At 37.4% G+C, this 21139-nt stretch carries 20 protein-coding genes, 1 riboswitch and 1 other annotated feature; of the genes, 11 read left to right on the top strand and 9 right to left on the bottom strand.

Annotated features, from left to right (window positions below):
- Nucleotides 1–799: 799 nt before the first annotated feature.
- A complete protein-coding gene (locus AC6HVZ_RS17115; protein ID WP_497559343.1) occupies nucleotides 800–1105 on the bottom strand; it encodes a rhodanese-like domain-containing protein in 306 nt (101 codons plus the stop codon).
- Nucleotides 1106–1215: 110 nt separating this feature from the next.
- On the opposite strand from AC6HVZ_RS17115, the gene AC6HVZ_RS17120 reads away from it, so the two are divergent.
- Nucleotides 1216–1959, top strand: a complete 744-nt coding sequence (locus AC6HVZ_RS17120; RefSeq protein ID WP_497559344.1) for a YybI family spore inner coat protein — start codon at nucleotides 1216–1218, stop codon at nucleotides 1957–1959.
- Nucleotides 1960–2004: 45 nt separating this feature from the next.
- Here the strand turns inward: AC6HVZ_RS17120 and leuS are convergent, their stop codons facing one another.
- Complete coding sequence (gene leuS / locus AC6HVZ_RS17125) at nucleotides 2005–4419, bottom strand: leucine--tRNA ligase (RefSeq protein WP_497559345.1); 2415 nt, start codon at nucleotides 4417–4419, stop codon at nucleotides 2005–2007.
- Between the two features lie 43 nt (nucleotides 4420–4462).
- Nucleotides 4463–4681: a binding site (T-box leader), on the bottom strand.
- Between the two features lie 102 nt (nucleotides 4682–4783).
- On the opposite strand from leuS, the gene mnmM reads away from it, so the two are divergent.
- The 4 genes from mnmM (at nucleotide 4784) to AC6HVZ_RS17145 (ending at nucleotide 7950) form a co-directional block, all read left to right on the top strand.
- Nucleotides 4784–5353 carry a tRNA 5-(aminomethyl)-2-thiouridylate-methyltransferase MnmM gene (gene mnmM, locus AC6HVZ_RS17130; RefSeq protein WP_497559346.1) on the top strand — a complete coding sequence of 190 codons (570 nt, stop codon included), beginning with the start codon at nucleotides 4784–4786 and terminating at the stop codon, nucleotides 5351–5353.
- 385 nt (nucleotides 5354–5738) lie between these two features.
- Entirely contained in the window at nucleotides 5739–6527 is a 789-nt protein-coding gene (locus AC6HVZ_RS17135) for a transporter substrate-binding domain-containing protein (protein WP_497559347.1), read from the top strand.
- Between the two features lie 53 nt (nucleotides 6528–6580).
- On the top strand, nucleotides 6581–7225 hold the full coding sequence (locus AC6HVZ_RS17140; protein WP_497559348.1) for an amino acid ABC transporter permease: 645 nt from the start codon (nucleotides 6581–6583) through the stop codon (nucleotides 7223–7225).
- Nucleotides 7222–7950, top strand: coding sequence for an amino acid ABC transporter ATP-binding protein (locus AC6HVZ_RS17145; RefSeq protein ID WP_497559349.1), 729 nt, complete (start codon nucleotides 7222–7224; stop codon nucleotides 7948–7950). Before AC6HVZ_RS17140 ends, AC6HVZ_RS17145 begins: the two co-directional genes overlap by 4 nt.
- A gap of 21 nt (nucleotides 7951–7971) precedes the next feature.
- Here the strand turns inward: AC6HVZ_RS17145 and AC6HVZ_RS17150 are convergent, their stop codons facing one another.
- Complete coding sequence (locus AC6HVZ_RS17150; protein ID WP_497559350.1) at nucleotides 7972–9039, bottom strand: tetraprenyl-beta-curcumene synthase family protein; 1068 nt, start codon at nucleotides 9037–9039, stop codon at nucleotides 7972–7974.
- Between the two features lie 84 nt (nucleotides 9040–9123).
- On the opposite strand from AC6HVZ_RS17150, the gene AC6HVZ_RS17155 reads away from it, so the two are divergent.
- A complete protein-coding gene (locus tag AC6HVZ_RS17155; RefSeq protein ID WP_497559351.1) occupies nucleotides 9124–9639 on the top strand; it encodes a gamma carbonic anhydrase in 516 nt (171 codons plus the stop codon).
- Nucleotides 9640–9680: 41 nt separating this feature from the next.
- Here AC6HVZ_RS17155 and metK read toward each other — a convergent pair whose 3' ends face one another.
- Complete coding sequence (metK, locus tag AC6HVZ_RS17160) at nucleotides 9681–10883, bottom strand: methionine adenosyltransferase (RefSeq protein WP_497559352.1); 1203 nt, start codon at nucleotides 10881–10883, stop codon at nucleotides 9681–9683.
- Nucleotides 10884–11200: 317 nt separating this feature from the next.
- Nucleotides 11201–11307, bottom strand: a riboswitch (SAM riboswitch).
- Between the two features lie 406 nt (nucleotides 11308–11713).
- On the opposite strand from metK, the gene pckA reads away from it, so the two are divergent.
- The 4 genes from pckA to AC6HVZ_RS17180 all read left to right on the top strand — a co-directional run bounded on the left by pckA (nucleotide 11714) and on the right by AC6HVZ_RS17180 (nucleotide 16231).
- Nucleotides 11714–13300 carry a phosphoenolpyruvate carboxykinase (ATP) gene (gene pckA / locus AC6HVZ_RS17165; RefSeq protein WP_497559353.1) on the top strand — a complete coding sequence of 529 codons (1587 nt, stop codon included), beginning with the start codon at nucleotides 11714–11716 and terminating at the stop codon, nucleotides 13298–13300.
- 331 nt (nucleotides 13301–13631) lie between these two features.
- Nucleotides 13632–14621, top strand: coding sequence for an ABC transporter substrate-binding protein (locus AC6HVZ_RS17170; protein WP_497559354.1), 990 nt, complete (start codon nucleotides 13632–13634; stop codon nucleotides 14619–14621).
- Between the two features lie 12 nt (nucleotides 14622–14633).
- Nucleotides 14634–15425, top strand: coding sequence for an ABC transporter ATP-binding protein (locus tag AC6HVZ_RS17175; RefSeq protein WP_497559355.1), 792 nt, complete (start codon nucleotides 14634–14636; stop codon nucleotides 15423–15425).
- Nucleotides 15425–16231, top strand: a complete 807-nt coding sequence (locus AC6HVZ_RS17180; RefSeq protein ID WP_497559356.1) for an ABC transporter permease — start codon at nucleotides 15425–15427, stop codon at nucleotides 16229–16231. Before AC6HVZ_RS17175 ends, AC6HVZ_RS17180 begins: the two co-directional genes overlap by 1 nt.
- An 18-nt stretch (nucleotides 16232–16249) precedes the next feature.
- Here the strand turns inward: AC6HVZ_RS17180 and ytkD are convergent, their stop codons facing one another.
- The 4 genes from ytkD to AC6HVZ_RS17200 form a co-directional block, all read right to left on the bottom strand.
- A complete protein-coding gene (gene ytkD / locus AC6HVZ_RS17185) occupies nucleotides 16250–16729 on the bottom strand; it encodes an RNA deprotection pyrophosphohydrolase (RefSeq protein ID WP_497559357.1) in 480 nt (159 codons plus the stop codon).
- A 37-nt stretch (nucleotides 16730–16766) separates the two neighbouring features.
- Nucleotides 16767–17339, bottom strand: a complete 573-nt coding sequence (locus AC6HVZ_RS17190; protein WP_497559358.1) for a hypothetical protein — start codon at nucleotides 17337–17339, stop codon at nucleotides 16767–16769.
- Between the two features lie 597 nt (nucleotides 17340–17936).
- Nucleotides 17937–18257, bottom strand: a complete 321-nt coding sequence (locus AC6HVZ_RS17195; RefSeq protein ID WP_497559359.1) for a hydrolase — start codon at nucleotides 18255–18257, stop codon at nucleotides 17937–17939.
- A 97-nt stretch (nucleotides 18258–18354) separates the two neighbouring features.
- Nucleotides 18355–19185: an ABC transporter ATP-binding protein gene (locus AC6HVZ_RS17200; RefSeq protein ID WP_497559360.1), complete on the bottom strand. Its 831-nt coding sequence runs from the start codon at nucleotides 19183–19185 to the stop codon at nucleotides 18355–18357.
- Between the two features lie 133 nt (nucleotides 19186–19318).
- On the opposite strand from AC6HVZ_RS17200, the gene AC6HVZ_RS17205 reads away from it, so the two are divergent.
- On the top strand, nucleotides 19319–19495 hold the full coding sequence (locus AC6HVZ_RS17205; protein ID WP_497559361.1) for a hypothetical protein: 177 nt from the start codon (nucleotides 19319–19321) through the stop codon (nucleotides 19493–19495).
- Between the two features lie 190 nt (nucleotides 19496–19685).
- On the opposite strand, the gene AC6HVZ_RS17210 is transcribed toward AC6HVZ_RS17205, so the two are convergent.
- A complete protein-coding gene (locus AC6HVZ_RS17210) occupies nucleotides 19686–21125 on the bottom strand; it encodes an o-succinylbenzoate--CoA ligase (protein WP_497559362.1) in 1440 nt (479 codons plus the stop codon).
- Between the last annotated feature and the right edge of the window lie 14 nt (nucleotides 21126–21139).

The raw sequence follows: 21139 nt of genomic DNA on the forward strand, positions 1-21139 counted from the left end.
AGACAGCACGAACGGGATAATCGTCACGACCATTCCGGCGCTCCTTTTCTAAGATTTCCATCAATTTGTCATCTGGTAAATATTCAATGACTAAACGCAGACGATCTAAATCTCCTAATTCTTCTAAATCTGTCCACGAAAACAAGTTTATTTGTGGTATAATAGCCATACAGATGAGACCTCCTTGGTTAATGGTTTTTGTTGTTACTAACTATTTTAACCTATATGGGACAAGGTTTCATCTGTTTTTTTGTTCTCTGGGGTGAATTTTGACAAATCATCTAATTTCACTCTAAAAATACCATTATATCGCTCTTTATTGGGGGAAAATAAAATTAGCCTTGTCCTTAACACCTTGGGACACTTGCACTTTGAGACATCGCAATTAGCTCTACACTAGGAAAGAATAATCTTTTTAGGAAATCAGTATAATTTCATAAGTAATACTTCGATGCATTTTCATCGAGACGAAAAATACTTTTCGTTGAACTTCAGAACTCGGAACAAAACGATTATAAATTGAAATCTTAAAGCCAAAAGGCAGAACAAATAAGGGTTTTAATAATTAGAACTTCATTGTAGTTTTCTATTATGATTTTACCCTATTTATTACTAAAAACCCTGTAATACCGCTATTTTCAAAATTAGAAGAACAGATACGACTATGAAAAACTATTTGATATGTCCTGAGTTCTGAACTTAGGCTTTAGCCATTAAGTCTTGGCGAAAAGCCAAGTTTTCTACACTTTTTCAGGCTCTGAACATATGAGAATTTTTTCATCATCTATTTATTAGGATGCTATATGATAACTTCACCTTTCCATTCAAGCATGCCACCAGTCATATTGGATACCTTAAAACCATGTTCATCCATATATGATGCAGCTGTCATACTTCTCCCACCAGATCTGCAAACGAATATATAGTCTTTATTTTTATCCAGTTCATCCTTGGAGTAAGGTATATTTTGTAATGCAATATGCTTGGCATTTTCAATCATTCCTTGTGCAACTTCATCATCTTCTCTTACATCAATAATGACTACATTTTCTTTGTCTACCAACTTTTCTACTTCTTCAGGAGCTATTTCATTTATATGATCCATTTCTATCACCCTTTTTATAAATTTCACATGTTTATCATACTTTTTTTAGGTATAGCTTGCAAATATATAACACAATCTAATGATACAAAACAATAAATGGAGAGATGAGTATGAGGTTATTTATATTCGCATTCTTTTTTTTATTTTCATTTAATATCAATACTGTAATTTATGCTGCTGAAGATCCGGAAGCAGGCTTAATTGAAACATATGAGTCTGATATAACAGGTGATAGTCAGGATGAAATAATCGAATTAAAAGGTATATTGTTTTCTAAAGACGCCAGCTACTACCGTGAAATATGGGCAGAGATCACCAATAAACATGGACAGCACTGGAAGATTACGTATGGTGGCGGTTATGAACCTGTTGTACAATTTGTTGATTTAAATCATGATAATATAAATGATATCTTCTACCAAAGTCCTACAGGTGGAAGTGGTGGATTGTATAATTATCAGCTAAATACATTAGCAAATGAAAAACTGACGGATATTCCATTACCTGAACAGCGTTATATTAAAGCAATATTTGAGGATAATTTTACTGTGATTATTCAAATATCGCCTGACAGCAAACCAATTGTAATGGATGTTAAAGACAGGAAAGATGATTATATACGTCTGGGAATTTATGATACAGAGGGCAACTTACTGAAGCCTAAATCTATGATGATCGATCCAATTGCTTTTTTTGAACCGGTTTTAATCAGCAAAAGTAAGGGATATGGGTTGAAAAGCTATCAGCAAATCAGTGGAGCTTATCATGCAGATCAGCTTGGAACAATTGAAACACTCTGGTATTTCGAGAATAATGAATGGATTATATTACAGACAAATTGGGTATCAGCCTAATAAAAAAAGGAACATTACCAATAATGAAGGTAATGTTCCTTTTTTTTAATTAGCTACTATATTTACAAGCTTTCCTGGTACCACAATTACTTTTCGGATTGTTTTACCTTTCAGCCATTCCTGGAGTTTCTCATCCGCTAGTGCATGTTTTTCCAATTCATCCTTTGTGATATCTTTTGCTACACTTATTTTAGAACGGACTTTACCCATTACTTGAAGAACAACTTCTATTTCATCTTCCATCAGTTTTGTCTCATCACACTCAGGCCACTGTTCATAACTGATTGTTTCCTCATGACCAAGACGGGACCACAATTCTTCTGCAAGATGTGGTGCAATCGGCGCAAGCATTTTCACAAAACCTTCTATATACTTCTTAGGAAGCTTTTCCGCTTTATACCCCTCATTTATAAATACCATCATTTGAGAAATAGCTGTGTTGAAGTGGAGATTTTCGAAATCCTCACTCACTTTTTTAACTGTCTCATTGTAGACTTTATCTAATGTAGTATTTCCTTCATCTACCACTTTTTTGGAAAGTGTACCTTCATCATTGATAATTAATCTCCATACTCGATCAAGAAAACGTCTGGATCCATCCAGACCATTCGTTGACCAGGCTACAGCTGCGTCAAGTGGTCCCATAAACATTTCATATAGACGCAATGTATCAGCACCGTGTGATTCGACAATGTCATCAGGGTTAACAACATTTCCTTTTGATTTACTCATTTTTTCATTGCCTTCACCAAGAATCATCCCTTGATTAAACAGCTTCATAAAAGGTTCTTTTGTTGGGACAACACCAATATCATACAAAAATTTATGCCAGAAGCGTGCATACAATAGATGAAGTACTGCATGTTCCGCTCCCCCAATATAAATATTTATCGGAAGCCATTTTTTTAATGCTTTAGGATCAGCCAGCTGTTCGGTATTATCAGGATCAATAAATCTCAGGAAATACCAGCAGCTACCTGCCCATTGCGGCATGGTGCTTGTTTCCCTACGCCCCTTCATACCGGTTTCCGGGTCTACCACATGTAACCAGTCCGTTGCATTGGCAAGTGGTGATTCTCCGGTTCCTGATGGTTTAAAATCTTCCATTTCCGGTAGTACCAGTGGCAGTTCTTCCTCTGGTACGGTTGTCATTGTGCCATCTTCCCAGTGAATAACCGGAATAGGCTCACCCCAATATCTTTGTCTTGCAAACAGCCAGTCACGCAGACGATAAGTGGTGTTTTTCTCACCTTTATTAGTTTCCACAAGCCAATCAATCATTTTTGAAATTGCTTCATCTTTACCAAGACCGTTTAAAAAATCAGAATTCACATGCTTTCCATCACCAATATAGGCTTCTTTGGAGATATCTCCACCCTCAACTACTTCTATGATTGGAAGTTCAAATTTTGTAGCAAACTCATAGTCACGCTCATCATGTGCTGGAACTGCCATGATTGCCCCTGTTCCATAGCTCATCAATACATAATCAGCTACCCAGATTGGCATTTTTTCATTATTAACCGGATTGATTGCATAAGCTCCAGTGAAAACACCAGATTTATCTTTTGCAAGATCTGTTCTTTCCAGGTCAGATTTTGCCTTCACTTTATTCAAATATGTTTCAACAGCTTCCTTTTGATCTTTAGAAACAATTTTCTTCACAAATGGATGCTCGGGCGAAAGAACGGCATATGTTGCGCCAAACAATGTGTCTGGTCTTGTTGTAAATACAGTGAATTCTTCATCAAATCCATCTATTGTAAACATCACTTTAGCACCTTCAGAGCGACCGATCCAATTTCGCTGCATATCTTTAATGCTTTGGGGCCAATCCAACTCCTCCAAATCTTCAAGCAGCCGATCCGCGTAGGCTGTAATCTTCAGCATCCATTGCTTCATTGGTTTGCGGATAACCGGATGCCCCCCGCGTTCACTTTTTCCATCAATGACCTCTTCATTTGCCAAAACCGTTCCAAGTGCTGGACACCAGTTAACAGCAACTTCATCCATATAGGCAAGCCCTTTTTCATACAGCTTGGTAAAAATCCATTGGGTCCATTTATAGTATTTCGGCTCCATTGTGCTGATTTCTCTATCCCAGTCATAGGAAAAGCCAAGCTCTTGAATCTGTCGTTTAAATGTAGCAATATTTTCCTCAGTGAATGCCGCTGGACTGTTTCCGGTGTCAAGCGCATATTGCTCCGCAGGCAAACCAAACGCATCCCACCCCATTGGATGCAACACCTCATACCCCTGCATCCGCTTCATGCGTGATAAAATATCTGTTGCGGTATACCCTTCCGGATGACCAACATGCAGTCCCGATCCAGATGGGTATGGGAACATATCCAATGCATAAAACTTCTCTTTTTCAGAAAAGGTATCAGTTTTAAATGTGTTATTTTCTAGCCAGTGATTTTGCCATTTTTTTTCAATTTGTTGATGATTAAAGCTCATCTTATTTCCTCCTTTATCAATAAAAAAGCCACTCATCCCTATAAAAAGGGACGAGAAGCTTTATTTCCCGCGGTACCACCCAAATTAACGCAAAAAGTCATCACGTTCACTTGTATCCTTAACGCAGATTTACGGCAGAACCTACTACATTCACTTCTGCAACATTAAAGGTGAGTTCATAAATAAACAGGAACAGTTTACACCAGCCACTGTCTCTCTTAACCTGAACGAATTTATTACTAATCCTTTGCAAAGTCGATATGTTATGTATTTCGAATTGTAATGAATGGGAAATACTTTGTCAAGACAAGTAACAGCCTAATTTGGTAAAATAGATATATTAACTGGAAATAAGGAGATTTACATGCTAAAAGGAATCTTAAATTATGCGCATTACTTGTTGAAAGAATCGATAAACAAAGGCGAGACAGTCATCGATGCAACATGCGGAAATGGGAATGACACACTGTTTCTAAGCAATGTGGTTGGACAAACCGGTCATGTACTGGCATTTGACATTCAGGAAAAGGCTATTAAGACAACAAAACAATTACTAATTGATAATGACCGTACAAATGTATCCCTGATCCATGACAGCCATGCAACTGTTTCTCAATACATCCCAAAAGAACTACACGGAAAAATTGGTGGCGCAATATTTAACCTTGGTTATTTACCAAAAAGTGATAAAACAGTGATAACAAAAGGGGAATCCACCATAGATGCAATTGATTCGCTTTCAAGCTACTTAAAAAAAGATGGTCTCATTGTTATTGTTGTCTATTATGGACATGATGGAGGCAGGCAAGAAAAGGAATTAGTTTTAAAACATGTAGTGCATTTGGATCAAAAGAAATTTAATGTACTTCAATATGGATTTATCAATCAAAAAAATGACCCACCCTTTTTATTGGCTCTCCATAAAAGAAAATAGAAATTTCTTTTGTTCAGTTGAAAGATTTGGCAGGGTAGTTGCTTAAAGTTGAGAGACTTCAGCTTAAAGTTGAGAGATCCTGGTCCGTAGTTGAGAGACTTCAGCTCAAAGTTGAGAGATACCCGTCCGAAGTTGAGAGAAAAGAAGAATTTACCCATCCTATCTCTCAACTTTTCCACTCGTCTCTCAAGTTCAGCATATTATCTCTCAACTATGCTGCACACTTTATAAAGTTTATACCAACACTCGAACACAAACGCTCATTCACCTCAAAAATTCACATTCCTATTTCAATTCTAATAATCTGATTGTTCTTGACTTCGGAAAATTGTTTCTATAGACTAAATTCTATGAATGCAGTAAATTAATTCAAGGGGGAAGATTCATGAAAAAAATCAGTTTGTTTAGTTTAATACTTATTATTACATTGGCACTCACAGCCTGTGGTAGCGGTGATTCAGAAGAGGTTACCGGCACAAATGGTAATTCTGATTCTGATTCCGATGTCTACACTGTCGGCGTTGACACTACCTATCCACCATTCGAATTTCAAGAAGATGGAGAACTGGTTGGGATTGATATTGATTTAATCAATGCTATTGCTGAAGATCAGGAATTTGAGATTCAAATTGAATCGATGGATTTCAGTGGTATTATCCCGGCAATGCAAGCTAGTGAGCTGGATATTGGCATGGGTGGAATGAGTATTACAGAGGAAAGAATGGAAACGGTTGATTTTTCCGATCCTTACTTTGAATCAGGCTTGACACTTGTAACAGCAGCAGAGAATTCCGACATTACTACAATGGATGATATGGATGGAAAAACAATTGTTGTAAAAAATGGTACAACAGGCGCAAAATATGCTACAGATCATCAAGATGAATACGGCTATGAAATCGTTCAGGTAAATGACAGTACAGCCATGTTCCAGGAAGTTGGCAATGGCAGTGCAGATGTATTGATCGAAGACTATCCGGTTATTGCCTATGCAATTGAAAGAAGCAGCCTGGATCTACAAATTGTTGGTGACAAGTTAAATGGTGATAATTATGGTATTTCGGTATTAAAAGGACAAAATGATGAACTGTTGAAGAAAATAAATGATGGGTTGGCTTCACTGAAGGAAAGTGGAAAATACGATGAAATTCTAAGTAAGTATCTTGGTGAGTAAAGTCAGAGCGTGCTTTCTTAGCACGCTCCTTTTCATTCGAAGGAGTTGAGTAAATGGAAGTAATTAAAGATGCCCTGCCCTATTTATGGGAAGGGGTACAAGTTACTGCATATGTATTTGTATTTGCAATTATTCTTGGTTTTATTATTGGATTAATCATGGCATTATTCCGACTGTCGCCTATTTGGGTTCTTAACTGGATAGCTAAAATTTTTATTGATGCAATCCGCGGAACTCCAATATTAGTACAATTATTCTTTTTCTACTTTGGTTTAAATTCATTTGATTTTATCTCTCTTGATCGGACTTCAGCTGGTATCATTACTGTCGCCATAAACGCTGGGGCCTATTTTGCAGAAATAATTCGTGCCGGTATTCAATCCATGGATAAAGGTCAGTCAGAAGCTGCACGATCACTTGGGTTAACCAGTACCCAAAATATGCGCTATATCATTTTGCCACAGGCCTTTAGAAGAATGCTACCAACATTTACGAATCAAGCTATTATCAGTTTGAAGGATACATCATTATTATCCGTTATTGGTATAGCCGATTTGACACAACAGGGTCAAGTCGTGATAGCAGCAACCTTTAAAGCTTTTGAAATATGGCTTGTCGTGGGTATCATGTACTTTATTATGATTTATTTACTATCCCTGCTCTCCCGCTATCTGGAAAGGAGATTTGAATTGCGATGACAATAATCGAAGTGAAAAATCTGAAGAAATCCTTTGGAAAGCTTGAAGTGCTTAAGGATATCAGTGTTGATATAAAAGAAAGTGAAGTTGTCTGTGTGATTGGAGCATCGGGTTCCGGAAAAAGCACATTTCTCCGCTGTTTAAACCGGCTGGAGGATATTACAGGGGGTCACGTTTCGATTGATGGCAATGATATAACTGATAAAAAAGCTGACATCAATAAAATTAGACAGGAAGTTGGCATGGTTTTTCAGCAGTTTAATCTTTTTCCACATAAAACCGTTATGGAAAATATTATTTTAGCACCGATGAAAGCACGTGGCACTTCAAGAGAAGCAGCAATAAAAAAAGCGCAGGATCTTCTCGCTAAAGTTGGATTAGACGATAAGGCAAGGAGCTACCCAAATTCTTTATCGGGTGGGCAAAAACAGCGTGTAGCCATTGCCAGAGCTCTTGCAATGAATCCAAAAATAATGCTGTTTGATGAGCCTACATCAGCACTTGACCCCGAAATGGTTGGTGATGTGCTTGAAGTTATGAAACAACTCGCAAAAGAAGGCATGACAATGGTCGTTGTGACCCATGAAATGGGCTTTGCTCGTGAGGTAGGTGACAGGGTTTTATTCATTGATGATGGATTAATTGTGGAGGAAAATGAACCAAATGAATTATTCAGTAACCCGCGTCATGAAAGAACACAGAATTTCTTAAGCAAGGTGCTATGAAAGAGCCCGGTCAAGCATTCCCTATGCACGACCGGCTCTAATTTTATAATAAAGCTTTGTATTCCAGTGAAAAAATTTTGCATGACTGCCGCTTATCCTCAGTAAATCCTCCTTTATGTGCTTACCACTCTCAAGCTGTCTTACTTTTGGGTCACCTAAATATAAACCAACAAGTCCTTTGACAACCATTTCATGGAAGGAGAGATCAGGCAGATTTTGAATACTTATTTTTGCCTGCTCAATAAAATATACAAATCTTTCTTTCATCGTTTCCTGATCCGGGTAAAACGCACAAAAATTCAGATCCGCTCCCTCCCTATCCTCCTGCTGGTCGATATAATAATCTAATAAAATATGCAAGCCCTGCGTATAAGGAAAATAGCTAAGAAGGATTTTTTCTGCTAGTTCATCTGTCATTTTTCCACCCAGTGCATAGCTGATGAGGCAAAAAATACCCAACGTAGATCCGGCTGCCGCAGAAAATTCATACCAGCTCAAATCATCCCGATTATTTTTTCGATGCCAATTGGTAAGCCTTGGAATCCTCTTACTGTGTATTACATGTTTATGTACCTGTAGATCGGTATATAGTCTCCCCAAATACAGCAGCTCACTTTTACAGCTGTTATAGCCATCAAGATGATGGATCATCTGCTGGCAGGTTTCAACAAGATCAGACAGATAGGATTCATCATCCTGATCCTCCCGAAGTCGATAGTAATTTTTCAATTCATTTTCTGGCGTTAATGCATCTGCCATCGATACATCAAGTAGACGAAAATCATCCGGGTTCATAGAAGTGCTTCGGTCACATAGATTATCCAAATAATCACTGATTGTCTGGTAGGCAACAATAAAACGAATTGCCTCCTTCCATCTTTTTCCTGCTAGCAGTGCATAGACAGCTCCACCCTGACAGTGAAACCGTTTCGACTTCATGCTGTCGATTGCCTGTAACCGCAATTCCTCATTTGGAATCTGTTCAGCTCTTTTTTTCCAATAGGATAGCTCCCGATTAACAGCCGGGAAAATTTTGCGATAAACTGTGGCCATTAAATGGATAGCTGTTTTTGGTACGTGATTAGCCAAGATAATCCCTCATTTCTAAAACATCATATCCTTATTTTTGTTATACTAATGATGTCATAATTAGTTTAGGAGGATACCGTATAAATGATACATAATTACCAAAACAGTAAACCTACTATCCATCATACCGCTTTTATAGCAAAAAATTCTACCATTATTGGTGATGTGACAATCGGCGAGGAATCTAGCGTCTGGTTTAACACCGTCATCCGCGGAGATATCGCTCCGACAATCATTGGCAAAAGGGTAAGCGTCCAGGATCTATCAATGCTACATCAAAGTCCTGATAATCCGCTTATTATTGAGGATGATGTAACGATCGGTCACCAGGTAACCTTGCATTCCTCCATTATTCGAAAAAAAGCATTAATAGGAATGGGCTCCATTATACTCGATGGGGCTGTAATTGGGGAAAGCGCCTTTATCGGGGCAGGCAGTCTGGTACCCCCTGGCAAAAAAATCCCGCCATACACTTTAGCGCTTGGTAGACCAGCAAAAGTTATCCGCAGTCTTACCGAGGAAGATTATGCAGAATTAGAACGTGTACGGAAGTCATACGTTAATCGGGCACGGTACTATAGGGAAAATACGGATCTATGAAAATTGGACATCCTGCATAAAAAGCCGGATGTCCCCATTTTTTATTCCTGTTCCGTTAATGCCTTTAATTCATCCACTTTATCTGTTTTCTCCCAGGAGAATAGGATATCTGTTCTTCCAAAGTGACCATATGCTGCTGTATGTTTAAAAATAGGTTTTTGCAAATCAAGCATACGGATGATACCCGCAGGACGCAAATCAAATAATTTTCGGATTGCATCAACTAATATTCCCTCATTTACCTTGCCAGTGCCAAATGTGTTGACCGAAATAGACACAGGTTCAGCTACTCCAATTGCATAGGCTAGCTGCACCTCACAAGATTTTGCTAATTCAGCTGCAACAATGTTTTTTGCCACATATCTTGCAGCATATGCAGCGGAACGGTCTACCTTCGTGGAATCCTTTCCACTAAAAGCTCCTCCACCATGACGAGCATAGCCACCGTACGTATCAACGATGATTTTTCGTCCGGTTAAGCCAGCGTCCCCCTGAGGACCTCCAATTACGAAACGACCTGTCGGGTTGATAAAATATTTGGTTGCTTCATCTAATAAGTTATTCGGAACTACAGGACGAATGACGTGTTCAATTAAATCTTTTTCAATTTGCTCTGTTGTAATATCCTGATGATGCTGTGTTGAAATTACAATTGTATCAACCCGAACAGCTTTATCATTTTCATCATATTCTACCGTTACTTGTGTTTTACCATCCGGACGCAAATAATCCAATACTGTTTCTTTGCGGACATCAGCAAGACGCTTTGCCAGTTTATGTGCTAGTGAAATTGGCAGCGGCATAAGTTCTTCTGTCTCATCACAGGCAAAACCAAACATTAATCCCTGATCTCCTGCACCGATTTCAGCAATTTCCTCATCTGACATTTTCCCTTGACGTGCTTCAAGGGCAGTATCAACCCCACCAGCAATATCTGCAGACTGCTCATCAATTGCTGTTAATACTGCACAGGTTTCTGCGTCAAATCCGAATTTCGCACGAGTATACCCAATATCCTTTATTGTTTGCCTTACTATTGCTGGAATATCAACATACGTATTTGTGGAAATCTCACCAGATATCAATACCAATCCGGTTGTCACTGTTGTTTCACAGGCAACACGTGCGTAAGGATCCTTTTTTAAAATTTCATCAAGAATAGCATCAGATATTTGATCGGAAATTTTATCCGGATGCCCTTCCGTTACTGATTCAGACGTAAATAAACGACGGTTTTGAGCCATTTGGCTAAATCCTCCCCTGTTAATGTATTACGGAACTCTATATTTTAGAAAACTTGGTGTTCGTTAAAGACAGTCTTAAAGCGTATTTTATTTTCTTAGAAACGCTTTGAACTGCAAGACTTATACATGTGCCTTGGTTCAGGCAAAAAATACTTTTCGTCTATGACCTGATTATGCTTCAAAAGTATTACTTATACACTTATACAGTAGGAAGATGTTTCCTACGTTCCCAACCACCAAGTATATATTTAGTAACCCTAAAACAAAAAAAAGCCCTTCCTGCATTTTTGAGGAAAGGGATTTTTTAAGGCCTTTCGCTCTTATTGTTCAAGGTAAAACCTTGCACCAGGTTAGCACCTTTTCACATAACGTGATGGTTGCTGGGTTTCATTGGGTCTGTCCCTCCACCGACTCTGAATAAGAGAGTATCCGTTAGATTTTTATCGTAACGAAACTATGCTGTCATGTCAACTTATTTAATGCCTGATTGCAACAATTTTTTATAAAGTGAAACTTCATTCAGGTTCCCTTCTTCCCCCGCTGAATGTTAGTACCTCATGGTATGACCTAAAGGTCCTTGAACAGAATCAGGAAATTTACGGGCTGTTTATACCTCATGATATGACACAAGTCCCTCCCCCACCTTCACGTTGGGGATTTCTCACGCTTGGAGGTAGGGGTATTATAGCCCGTTAATGCGTGATAAATTTTCCTAAAAAAATCTTTTATTAGTATGGACTATTGTTTTTAATGTGTTATACTAATAATCAGATTAGAAAGCTCTTATCACATTGTTTTTATTCAAATTCATCAAAAGGCAGGTAATTCACATGAAAACGGTGGAGAAATCATTAGCAAAAGAACTTAATTCGCATAAGAATTTAAAAAGAAATTTATCTGTGCCTCTATTAGTTGAGAAAATTTTATCACGAAATGAAGGGATTCTTACAGAAACCGGTGCTGTTCGGGCAACAACGGGAACATATACAGGACGTTCACCTAAGGATAAATTTATAGTTAAAGATGAAGTTTGCGAAAAATATGTTGATTGGGGTACTGTAAACCAAGCTATTGATGAAGCTTCATTCAATAAACTATATAAAAAAGTCATCACATATTTACAAGACAAAGATGAGTTGTATCAATTTAAGGGGTTCGCTGGAGCGGATTCAAAATATCGACTTCCAATCGAAGTTATTAATGAATATGCGTGGCATAACCTATTTTCCCGTCAATTATTTATTACACCGACAAATGATGAACTTAAAACACATCAAGCTGAATTTACAGTAATATCGGCTCCAACCTTTCAAGCTGATCCTAAAGTTGATGGTACAAATTCAGAAACATTTATTTTAGTTTCATTCAAGCAACGGGTAATTTTAATCGGTGGTACGGAGTATGCCGGAGAAATTAAAAAATCCATTTTCTCTGTAATGAATTATCTATTGCCGAGACAAGAAATTTTATCCATGCATTGCTCTGCTAATGTAGGTAAAGAAGGTGATGTTGCACTGTTCTTTGGATTATCAGGTACCGGGAAAACAACTTTATCTGCTGATCCTTACCGAAAACTAATTGGAGATGATGAACACGGCTGGAGCCCGAACGGCGTTTTCAATATTGAGGGCGGGTGTTATGCAAAATGTATTAACCTGTCAAAGGAAAAAGAACCGCAAATTTTTAACGCCATTCGTTTTGGATCAGTTTTGGAAAATGTTGTATTAGATGAGGAAACAAGAGTGCCAGACTATGACGACACCAGTTTGACTGAAAATACTCGTGCAGCGTACCCATTGGAAAATATCAATAATATAATTACACCAAGCGCGGCTGGACATCCAAACACGATTATCTTCCTTACAGCTGATGCATCAGGTACATTACCACCAATTAGTAAATTAACGAAGGAACAAGCAATGTATCATTTCTTAAGTGGCTATACCAGTAAATTGGCAGGGACTGAGCGTGGGGTTACTGAACCACAAGCAACCTTTTCAGCTTGCTTCGGATCGCCATTTCTTCCGTTAGCACCATCTACCTATGCGACTATGCTTGGAGATAAAATAGATCAATATAATTCCAATGTTTTTCTGGTTAACACTGGCTGGACTGGTGGTTCCTATGGTGTTGGTAAACGAATGAAACTTTCATTTACTCGTGCAATGGTTCATTCTGCTTTAGAAGGGGAACTAAACAATGCAGAAACCGTAAAAGATGATGTCTTTGGATTAGAAATTCCAATACACGTGCCAGGTGTTCCTGATGAAGTATTAGTTCCTAAAAACACCTGGAAGGATAAGAATGCTTATGAGACTGCTGCTAAATCACTAGCAATGAAATTTCACAATAACTTCAAAAAATTTACACATGCTAGTGATAAAATCAAGCAAGCAGGTCCATTATACAAAGGGTAATACTAATTTATTTCCTCATCCCAAAAGGATTTAATTTATATGAGTGAAAGGCAAGAGCGCTTAGCTCAAGCATTGGTATGCCGATCTTCAATGTGGAGATCGGTATTTTTTTATGTTGCATTTAAGCTCTCAGGGGGGATGTTCGTATCTTTTAGAATTCTCTTTCATGGATGCCAATACTCTTCCAAATATTCCCACTCCAAAGCCAATTTCCACCTTTCAGGGCAAATCTACCAATCACTAGCACCCCTATTCGTCCCTATAGGCATTCACACATTTTTTATGAAGCGCATAAAATGTGTTGATATAAAATATGAAAGGGTCGAACTATATGGGAAAAATAAAGTGGATTGCTGTAATTTCATCGATGCTGCTACTCTTCCTTTCTGCCTGCAACTCAAATGAAGCTACAAAAATTAATCTTGCTGAAGTGACACGTTCACTTTTTTATGCACCACAATATGTTGCGTTAGAGAAGGGTTTTTTTAAAGAAGAAGGTTTGGATGTTGAATTACAAACAACCTGGGGCGGAGACACAACGATGACAGCTCTATTATCAGATGGTGCTGACATTGCTCTTGTTGGCTCAGAAACATCAATTTATGTCTATGCACAGGATTCAAAGGATTATGCGATTAATTTTGCACAATTAACGCAAACGGATGGAACTTTTTTGGTGGCAAAGGAACCAAAACCTGATTTTACTTGGGAAGATCTAAAAGACAGCAGCTTTTTAGGTCAGCGTGTTGGTGGAATGCCACAAATGGTTGGAGAGTTTGTATTGAAAAAACACGGCGTTGATCCCCACACTGATTTAGATTTACAGCAAAACATTGACTTTGCTAACATTCCTGGCGCATTTGTTTCTGGTGATCAAGAATATGTTCAATTGTTTGAGCCGACAGCAAGTATGTTTGAGAAAGACGGTCAAGGCCATATTGTTGCTTCCTTTGGCGAAGAATCTGGAAAAGTACCATACACTGTTTTTATGACCAAGCAAAGCTATATTGATGATAATGAAGAAACCGTTAGAAAGTTTACTAAGGCTATATACAAAGCACAGCAATGGGTGCAGCAAAATAGTGCTGAAGAAATTGCCAAGGTTATCGAACCCTATTTTGAAGATACCGAACTGGATATGCTGGCAGCATCGATTGATCGATATAAAAGCCAGGGGTCATTTGCTACCGATCCCATTCTTGATGAAGAAGAATGGAATAACCTAAAAAACATTATGTATGAAGCTGGCGAACTTCCAGCAGATGTACCATATAGTGAACTTGTAAACACAGATTTTGCAGAAGAAGTCCTTAATAACTAAGGAGGAGATCATTTGTCATTTCTAACCTTAGATCATGTTTCCCATCATTATTTTTCAAAGAATGATTATACAAAAGCATTAGATAATATATCTTTATCCATTAAAGAAGGTGAATTCATTGCACTGCTTGGCCCTAGCGGTTGTGGAAAATCAACCATACTATCGATTATAGCTGGAATTATGAAGCAAACTGCTGGCAAAGTACTCCTGCAGGAAAAAACAATCAGTGATTCTGCACTCGCAATTGGATATATGCTGCAGCAGGATTATCTGTTTCCCTGGAAAACCATTATTGATAATGTTCTGCTTGGTCCCAAAATCTGTAAAACAAATTCACCAAAAACAAAGCAAAAAGCAATGGAGCTATTGGATGAAGTTGGATTAAGCGATGTTGTAGATGCCTATCCCAGCTCGTTATCAGGCGGGATGCGGCAAAGAGTTGCACTTGTTCGAACATTAATCAATGACCCTAAAATTTTATTACTGGATGAGCCTTTTTCTGCACTGGATTATCAAACAAAGCTGAAACTGGAAGATCTAGTATCACAACTATTGAAGACCTATTATAAAACCACCATCCTGGTTACACACGATATTGGGGAAGCTATCGCAATGAGTGATCGTATTTTCATCATGAATGCCAACCCTGGTTCCATTGCAAAGGTTTTTGAAGTCCCGCTTGAATTACGAAATGAAACACCATTTCTAGTAAGACGTCATCCTAAATACCAAATTATATTTGACAGGGTTTGGAAAGAGTTAGACAAAAAGGAATCAACTCAGGAAGGTGGTGAGCCTAACTAATGGAATCAAAAACGGACCAGCACCTGTTCCAACACTTTAAAAACGAATTGAAGCGGGAAAAGAAAATTGTTTTCATTTGGCAAATCAGTATATTAATAAGCTTTATAACTTTATGGGAAATTGCCAGTAAATTATATTGGATTGATCCATTATTATTTAGCTCCCCTTCGAAGATCATAAATCTAATCATTCGAAAATTTGGGGATGGATCAATGATCACCCATGTTCAGATAACCCTTTTCGAAACAGTGTTAGGATTTATTATTGGCACCATCCTGGGAATAATCATTGCTTCCGTTTTATGGTCATCGACGAGATTTTCGAAAATAATGGATCCGTATTTAGTTATTATGAATGCAATGCCTAAAGTAGCACTCGGTCCTATCATCATTGTTGCTCTGGGAACCGGATATTTATCAATTATTACAATGGGGGCAATTATCTCTATCATCATAACAACACTTGTCGTTTATTCCGCATTTAATGAAGTTGATCCAAACTATGAAAAAGTTTTAAAGAGCTTCGGCGCTACAAAATGGCAATGCTTTAAAGAAGTAGTTTTCCCTGCAACGCTTCCTGCAATGATTTCAACATTAAAAGTAAATGTAGGCCTTTCATGGGTCGGGGTAATTGTTGGAGAGTTTCTCGTTTCAAAGCAAGGTTTAGGCTATTTAATCATTTATGGATTCCAAGTATTTGATTTCTCACTAGTAATGGCAAGCTTAGTACTCATCGCAATATTTGCAGCAATCATGTACAAAATTGTTGAAAGAATAGAAGGATGGCTAATGAAGCACTCCACCTAATCTCGAGGATCGCCTCCACTAAAAGAGGCGATTTCTTTCTAATTTAATATAATCCATACAATGATCGAGTACTCCATCTTTCATAATAAAACTATAAAGGTCATTTTGTTTTACATTTTTCGGTAAGCTATCCAATATAACCGGACCTTTTGTTTCAAAATACGTTTCCTGTTGTGTTAATTCATCAATTTCTGCGACATAGACATTTTTAATAACGGTATCCTTTTTTCCAGAAACAAAGTATTGACCTACGTAGTGCATGTGTTGAATAGTTCCACCAGTTTCCTCCATCACTTCTCGAACAGCTGCTTGAATTGCTGTTTCGCCGGATTCTACCTTACCTCCTGGAAATTCAAGCCCTCTCTCTTTATGCCTCGTTAGTAGCCATCTCTTTCCATATCTGCAAATAACCCATACATGTTTTGGATCAGTGGAAAATGGATGATCTTCAAAAGAAAGTTTTACTTCGTTGTTGTAGTAGTCTTTGAAAATATACATGATTTCAACTGCCTCCATTTAAAGTGTATCTATTTTATTACGAATGCTTTATCTTCGTTATTTTCCAGGCATTATCATAGGTGAATTCATACGCTATGGTATAATCACCAAATAGATCGTCTTGATTATCCTGCGTAACCTTCACTTTTTTATTTTCTAATTGGATCAGATCATAATCATTATCCGCATTAAACCAAGGTGGTGTTTCCGTTGGGACAATATAGAGACCATCTGCTTCTTCATAATAGTAATAATCAACGTATGGTGCGGCAGCTTCTTTAGTTGCTACACTTTCAAACTGATGAAGAACTTCCTCTTTTGCATCATATTTTATTACTCGATTGTTTTTATCAATCTCTTGTACGAGTATTTCCATAAATTGATCTGTTAATCCTACTATTTGATCATGGTGAATTTCCATTTCTTCAGTTTGTTCGAATTGTATAGATGTATCTTTCATTAATCGCTTTTCCATTTGTTGATCATTTTTTCCATTATGGCTTACAGCAGAAACGGTTTGAAAATCACTTGAATTATAAACTGATATAATCAGTAAAATAAAACCAACTATAAGGAACCATACACCTTTGCTAAGATGTTTTATATTCATCGCTATTTCCTCCCCTAGAAGTTTTTGTATAATTGTCTTATACCTCTTTATTCCTTTATTCCTCGTAGGATAAACTTGTTTTAAAATTATCTTTTTGATAACTTTTCACTTCTTGTAGTGGAAATAAAGTACGACGAAAATAAAGTGAAACTTCATTCAGGGGGGGTATTATAGCCCGTTAATGCGTGATAAAGATGATAACTGCTGCCCTATAGTGAGAGCATCTATCCAAATCCAGCGTAAATGCAAAAAATCCGAGAGAGCGTTTCTTTAAGACTAAAACATACTTGTTCAGGAGTAAACGTTCGATGAGAACATCTCTCAATGACCGAGGTGATCAAAAATTCAGAGGCGTTCTTTGCTTCTATCCAGGCTGAGATTTTGCCCATGAATAGCAAGGTACTCTGTCGATACGAATACCTATAAATTACCTACATTAGAACAAAAAATATGACAAGATTAACTCCTCTCTGTGCCGCATTTATTATCTCTTGTACTAAAAACAACTCTTTTCAGTAAGACGAGTAACTACAGTTCCAATTGAAAATAACCGTTAAAAAAGAATAAGACACAATTGTATCTTATTCTAAAGTTAAATTACAGATGATCTTCACCAAGAATATCAATACTCTCGATATGTTTTTTTGTTTGTTTGTCACCTAAATCATAAAGCATTTGATAGGTTTCTGTCATGTTACTATCATAGTCATCATTCGATTTATCATTATGATATGGCATAATTGGAATATGAGCTCTAAAAAAAGATCTAAAACTGGCATCATGCATATTTTCCATTTTTCCTCTTAAGAGACTTATTTCATCCATTGTGGCATAAATGGTAAAACTGTCATTATTATCATACTTAACTTGTGAAATTTCTCCTGAAGCGATATCAATATAATATTTTTTCTTTTCCATACGACACACCTCCTACCATTAATTTGGCTAAAATGTGTAAAAAGCATGTATGAATTATTTCCGAACTTCAAAAAAACCATCAATATGGGGGAAATACCTATACTAAAGTTCTAGAAGATTGTTCGGTTTGATTTGCAAATATACAACGACCTTTACCATGTGGTATACACATTGGTGTTCCAAACCGCGGATCAAAGGTTACATCACATTTCATTTGAAAAACATCGTGAACAAGTTTACAGGTAATAATTTCCTCCGGTTTCCCTTGAGCAAATATCTGTTTATCCTTTATTGCAACAATATGATGAGCATAGCGGCATGCAAGGTTCAAATCATGTAGAACCATTACCACGGTACGGCCATCCCTTTCATTTAAGTCAAACAATAGGTCAAGAACATCGATTTGATGTGTCATATCCAGATAGGTTGTAGGTTCATCTAATAAAATCGTATCTGTTTCCTGCGCCAAGGTCATAGCAATCCATGCACGCTGACGCTGACCACCTGAAAGTGAATCAACAGATCGATCTTTTAACTCCGACATATTTGTAGATTCTAATGCTAGATTAACAGCATTCTCATCATCCTTTGACCATTGCTTTAAAAAACCACGGTACGGATGTCTTCCCTGTTTAACAAGCTCATGTACGGTTAAACCTTCTGGAGTTACCGGACTTTGTGGCAGAATAGATAGTTTTTTGGCAACTTCTTTCGTTCCCATCTTAGCAATATCCACACCATCCAACACAACGTCACCACCCTTTGGCTTTAATAAACGTGCCAAAGATCGAAGCAATGTAGACTTGCCACAACCATTCCCACCGATAAAAACAGTAATTTCACCTTTTGGTATCGTTATATTTAAATCATCAATTATGATATCTTCCCCATAGCCGAGCGTTAAATCATTTGCTGTTAATGTTTGCATTGGAATCTCTCCCCTACATTATACTTCATCATTAAAAAATATACTTATTTATCCATGCTTACTATTTATAGTGTATTTGCTTTTCAATTATTAGTCAATGACTTTGATAATCATTTTCAATTACAATTATCAAATGAAATTGAAAGAGCATCCACTACTTATCGCAATGAATGCTCTGCTTGTTAACTATTATCATGTTTATTATCTGGTCCTATATCACCATTTAATCCTTACTGCTAATACGATAATCACATATTTAGCCAATCCAGCTAACCTATTTGTTGCAGGTCCAGCTAATAGATTACGTTAAACCTTCTCCCTTTTTCTCCAATGGTATAGTTGTTTATACCTTTAAAGGAAGTTTCTAAAACCTTTTATGTTTCTGAGAAAAACGCTAAAGCGTCTTTCCAGAGATTAGAGATCAGAAGTCAGATTTAAAGAAATCGGCAAAAAGCAGTTTGTTTGTACTTTCTTACTTTTTTTAAAAAATAATATCCTGATTACCATTTCAGTTTGCTCCTGACTAATTTATTTGAAGCATTTCTCGGTAGCTGATCGATAAAATGTATTTCTTTCGGTAATTTATATGCGGCTAAATGCTTTTTGGCAAAGGACAGTATGTCACTTTTAGTAACTTCACTATTTTTTACAATAAATGCAATGGGAACCCTTCCCCAAGTTTCGTCCTCTTTCCCTGTTACACCAACTTCTTTAATTTGTTCCATTCCAGTTAAAACACTTTCAATCTCTGACGGATAAATATTTTCACCACCAGAAATAATAAGATCCTTTCGTCGGTCAGACACGTACAAAAAACCCTCTTCATCGAGATATCCCAGGTCTCCCGTCGCCAGCCAGCCAGATTCAAATTCTTTTACATTCGCTTCTTCGTTTTTGAAATATCCTTTGGTCACCATAGGTCCCTTGACATGAATTTCTCCAATCGAATCATTGCCCAGCTTCATGATTTTCACTTGTGCAGGAAACAAGGCTTTACCTGCTGAACCAATTTTTTTCAAGGCATTTTCCGGAGATAGTGTGACGATTTGGGAAGCTGTTTCTGTCATGCCATATGATTGAAAAACTGGAATATTTTGCTTGACTGCTTTTTCCAGCAATGGTTTTGGTGCAGGTCCTCCCCCGAGAAGCAGGCAGCGCAGATTTTCTGGATAGCCTTTTCCATCAAGCGTGGCCATAAGCCGCTGTACCATGATAGTAACAGCAGATACAATGGTTATTCCTTTCGTTATAATTGCATTATTAACAATCTGCTCATCAAATTTTTCCAGCAAATAAATCGGCATTCCATAGATCACATTTTTGATTAATGTGGATAATCCACTTACATGAAATAGGGGTAAGGGCATAAGCCACTTGTCATTTTCATGAATTCCCAGATTCAGTGCCGATCCGATTGCACTCCACCAATGGTTCCCGTACGTATGGATAACCCCTTTTGGAAAACCTGTAGTGCCTGAAGTGTAAATAATCGTAAAGTGATCATCTAAATTGAGCTCTGTACTAAGTGTTATCTCTTTTTCTTCCAGTTTGTCAATCTCTGAAAAAGACTGGATTCGAGCTACATTGATGTCATCCGCTTCTGATTTTAATTGATCTGAAATTAGTAATAATTTTGTCTCTGCATTCCCAAGCTGATAATTTATCTCCTCAGCAGTCAGCCTTACATTTAATAAGACACCTACAGCTCCTAAATAGCTTAGAGCATGAATGGTAATTACCATGGGGATTTCATTTGTTGATAAAATTCCCACATGGGTTCCTTTTGAAATATGAAGCTGTGCTAATTTCCTAGCAAAACGTTTGCTTCTGTTTTCTAGCTCTTTAAAAGTTAAGCAATATCCATTATCCAACTCGATCGCAATTCTTTCTGGTGCCAAATCTGCTTGTTTGGTCAGCCAATGTGGAATCGTTTCTTGCATTTTGACCACTCCAT

Source organism: Oceanobacillus sp. NCCP-135 (assembly GCF_059698015.1).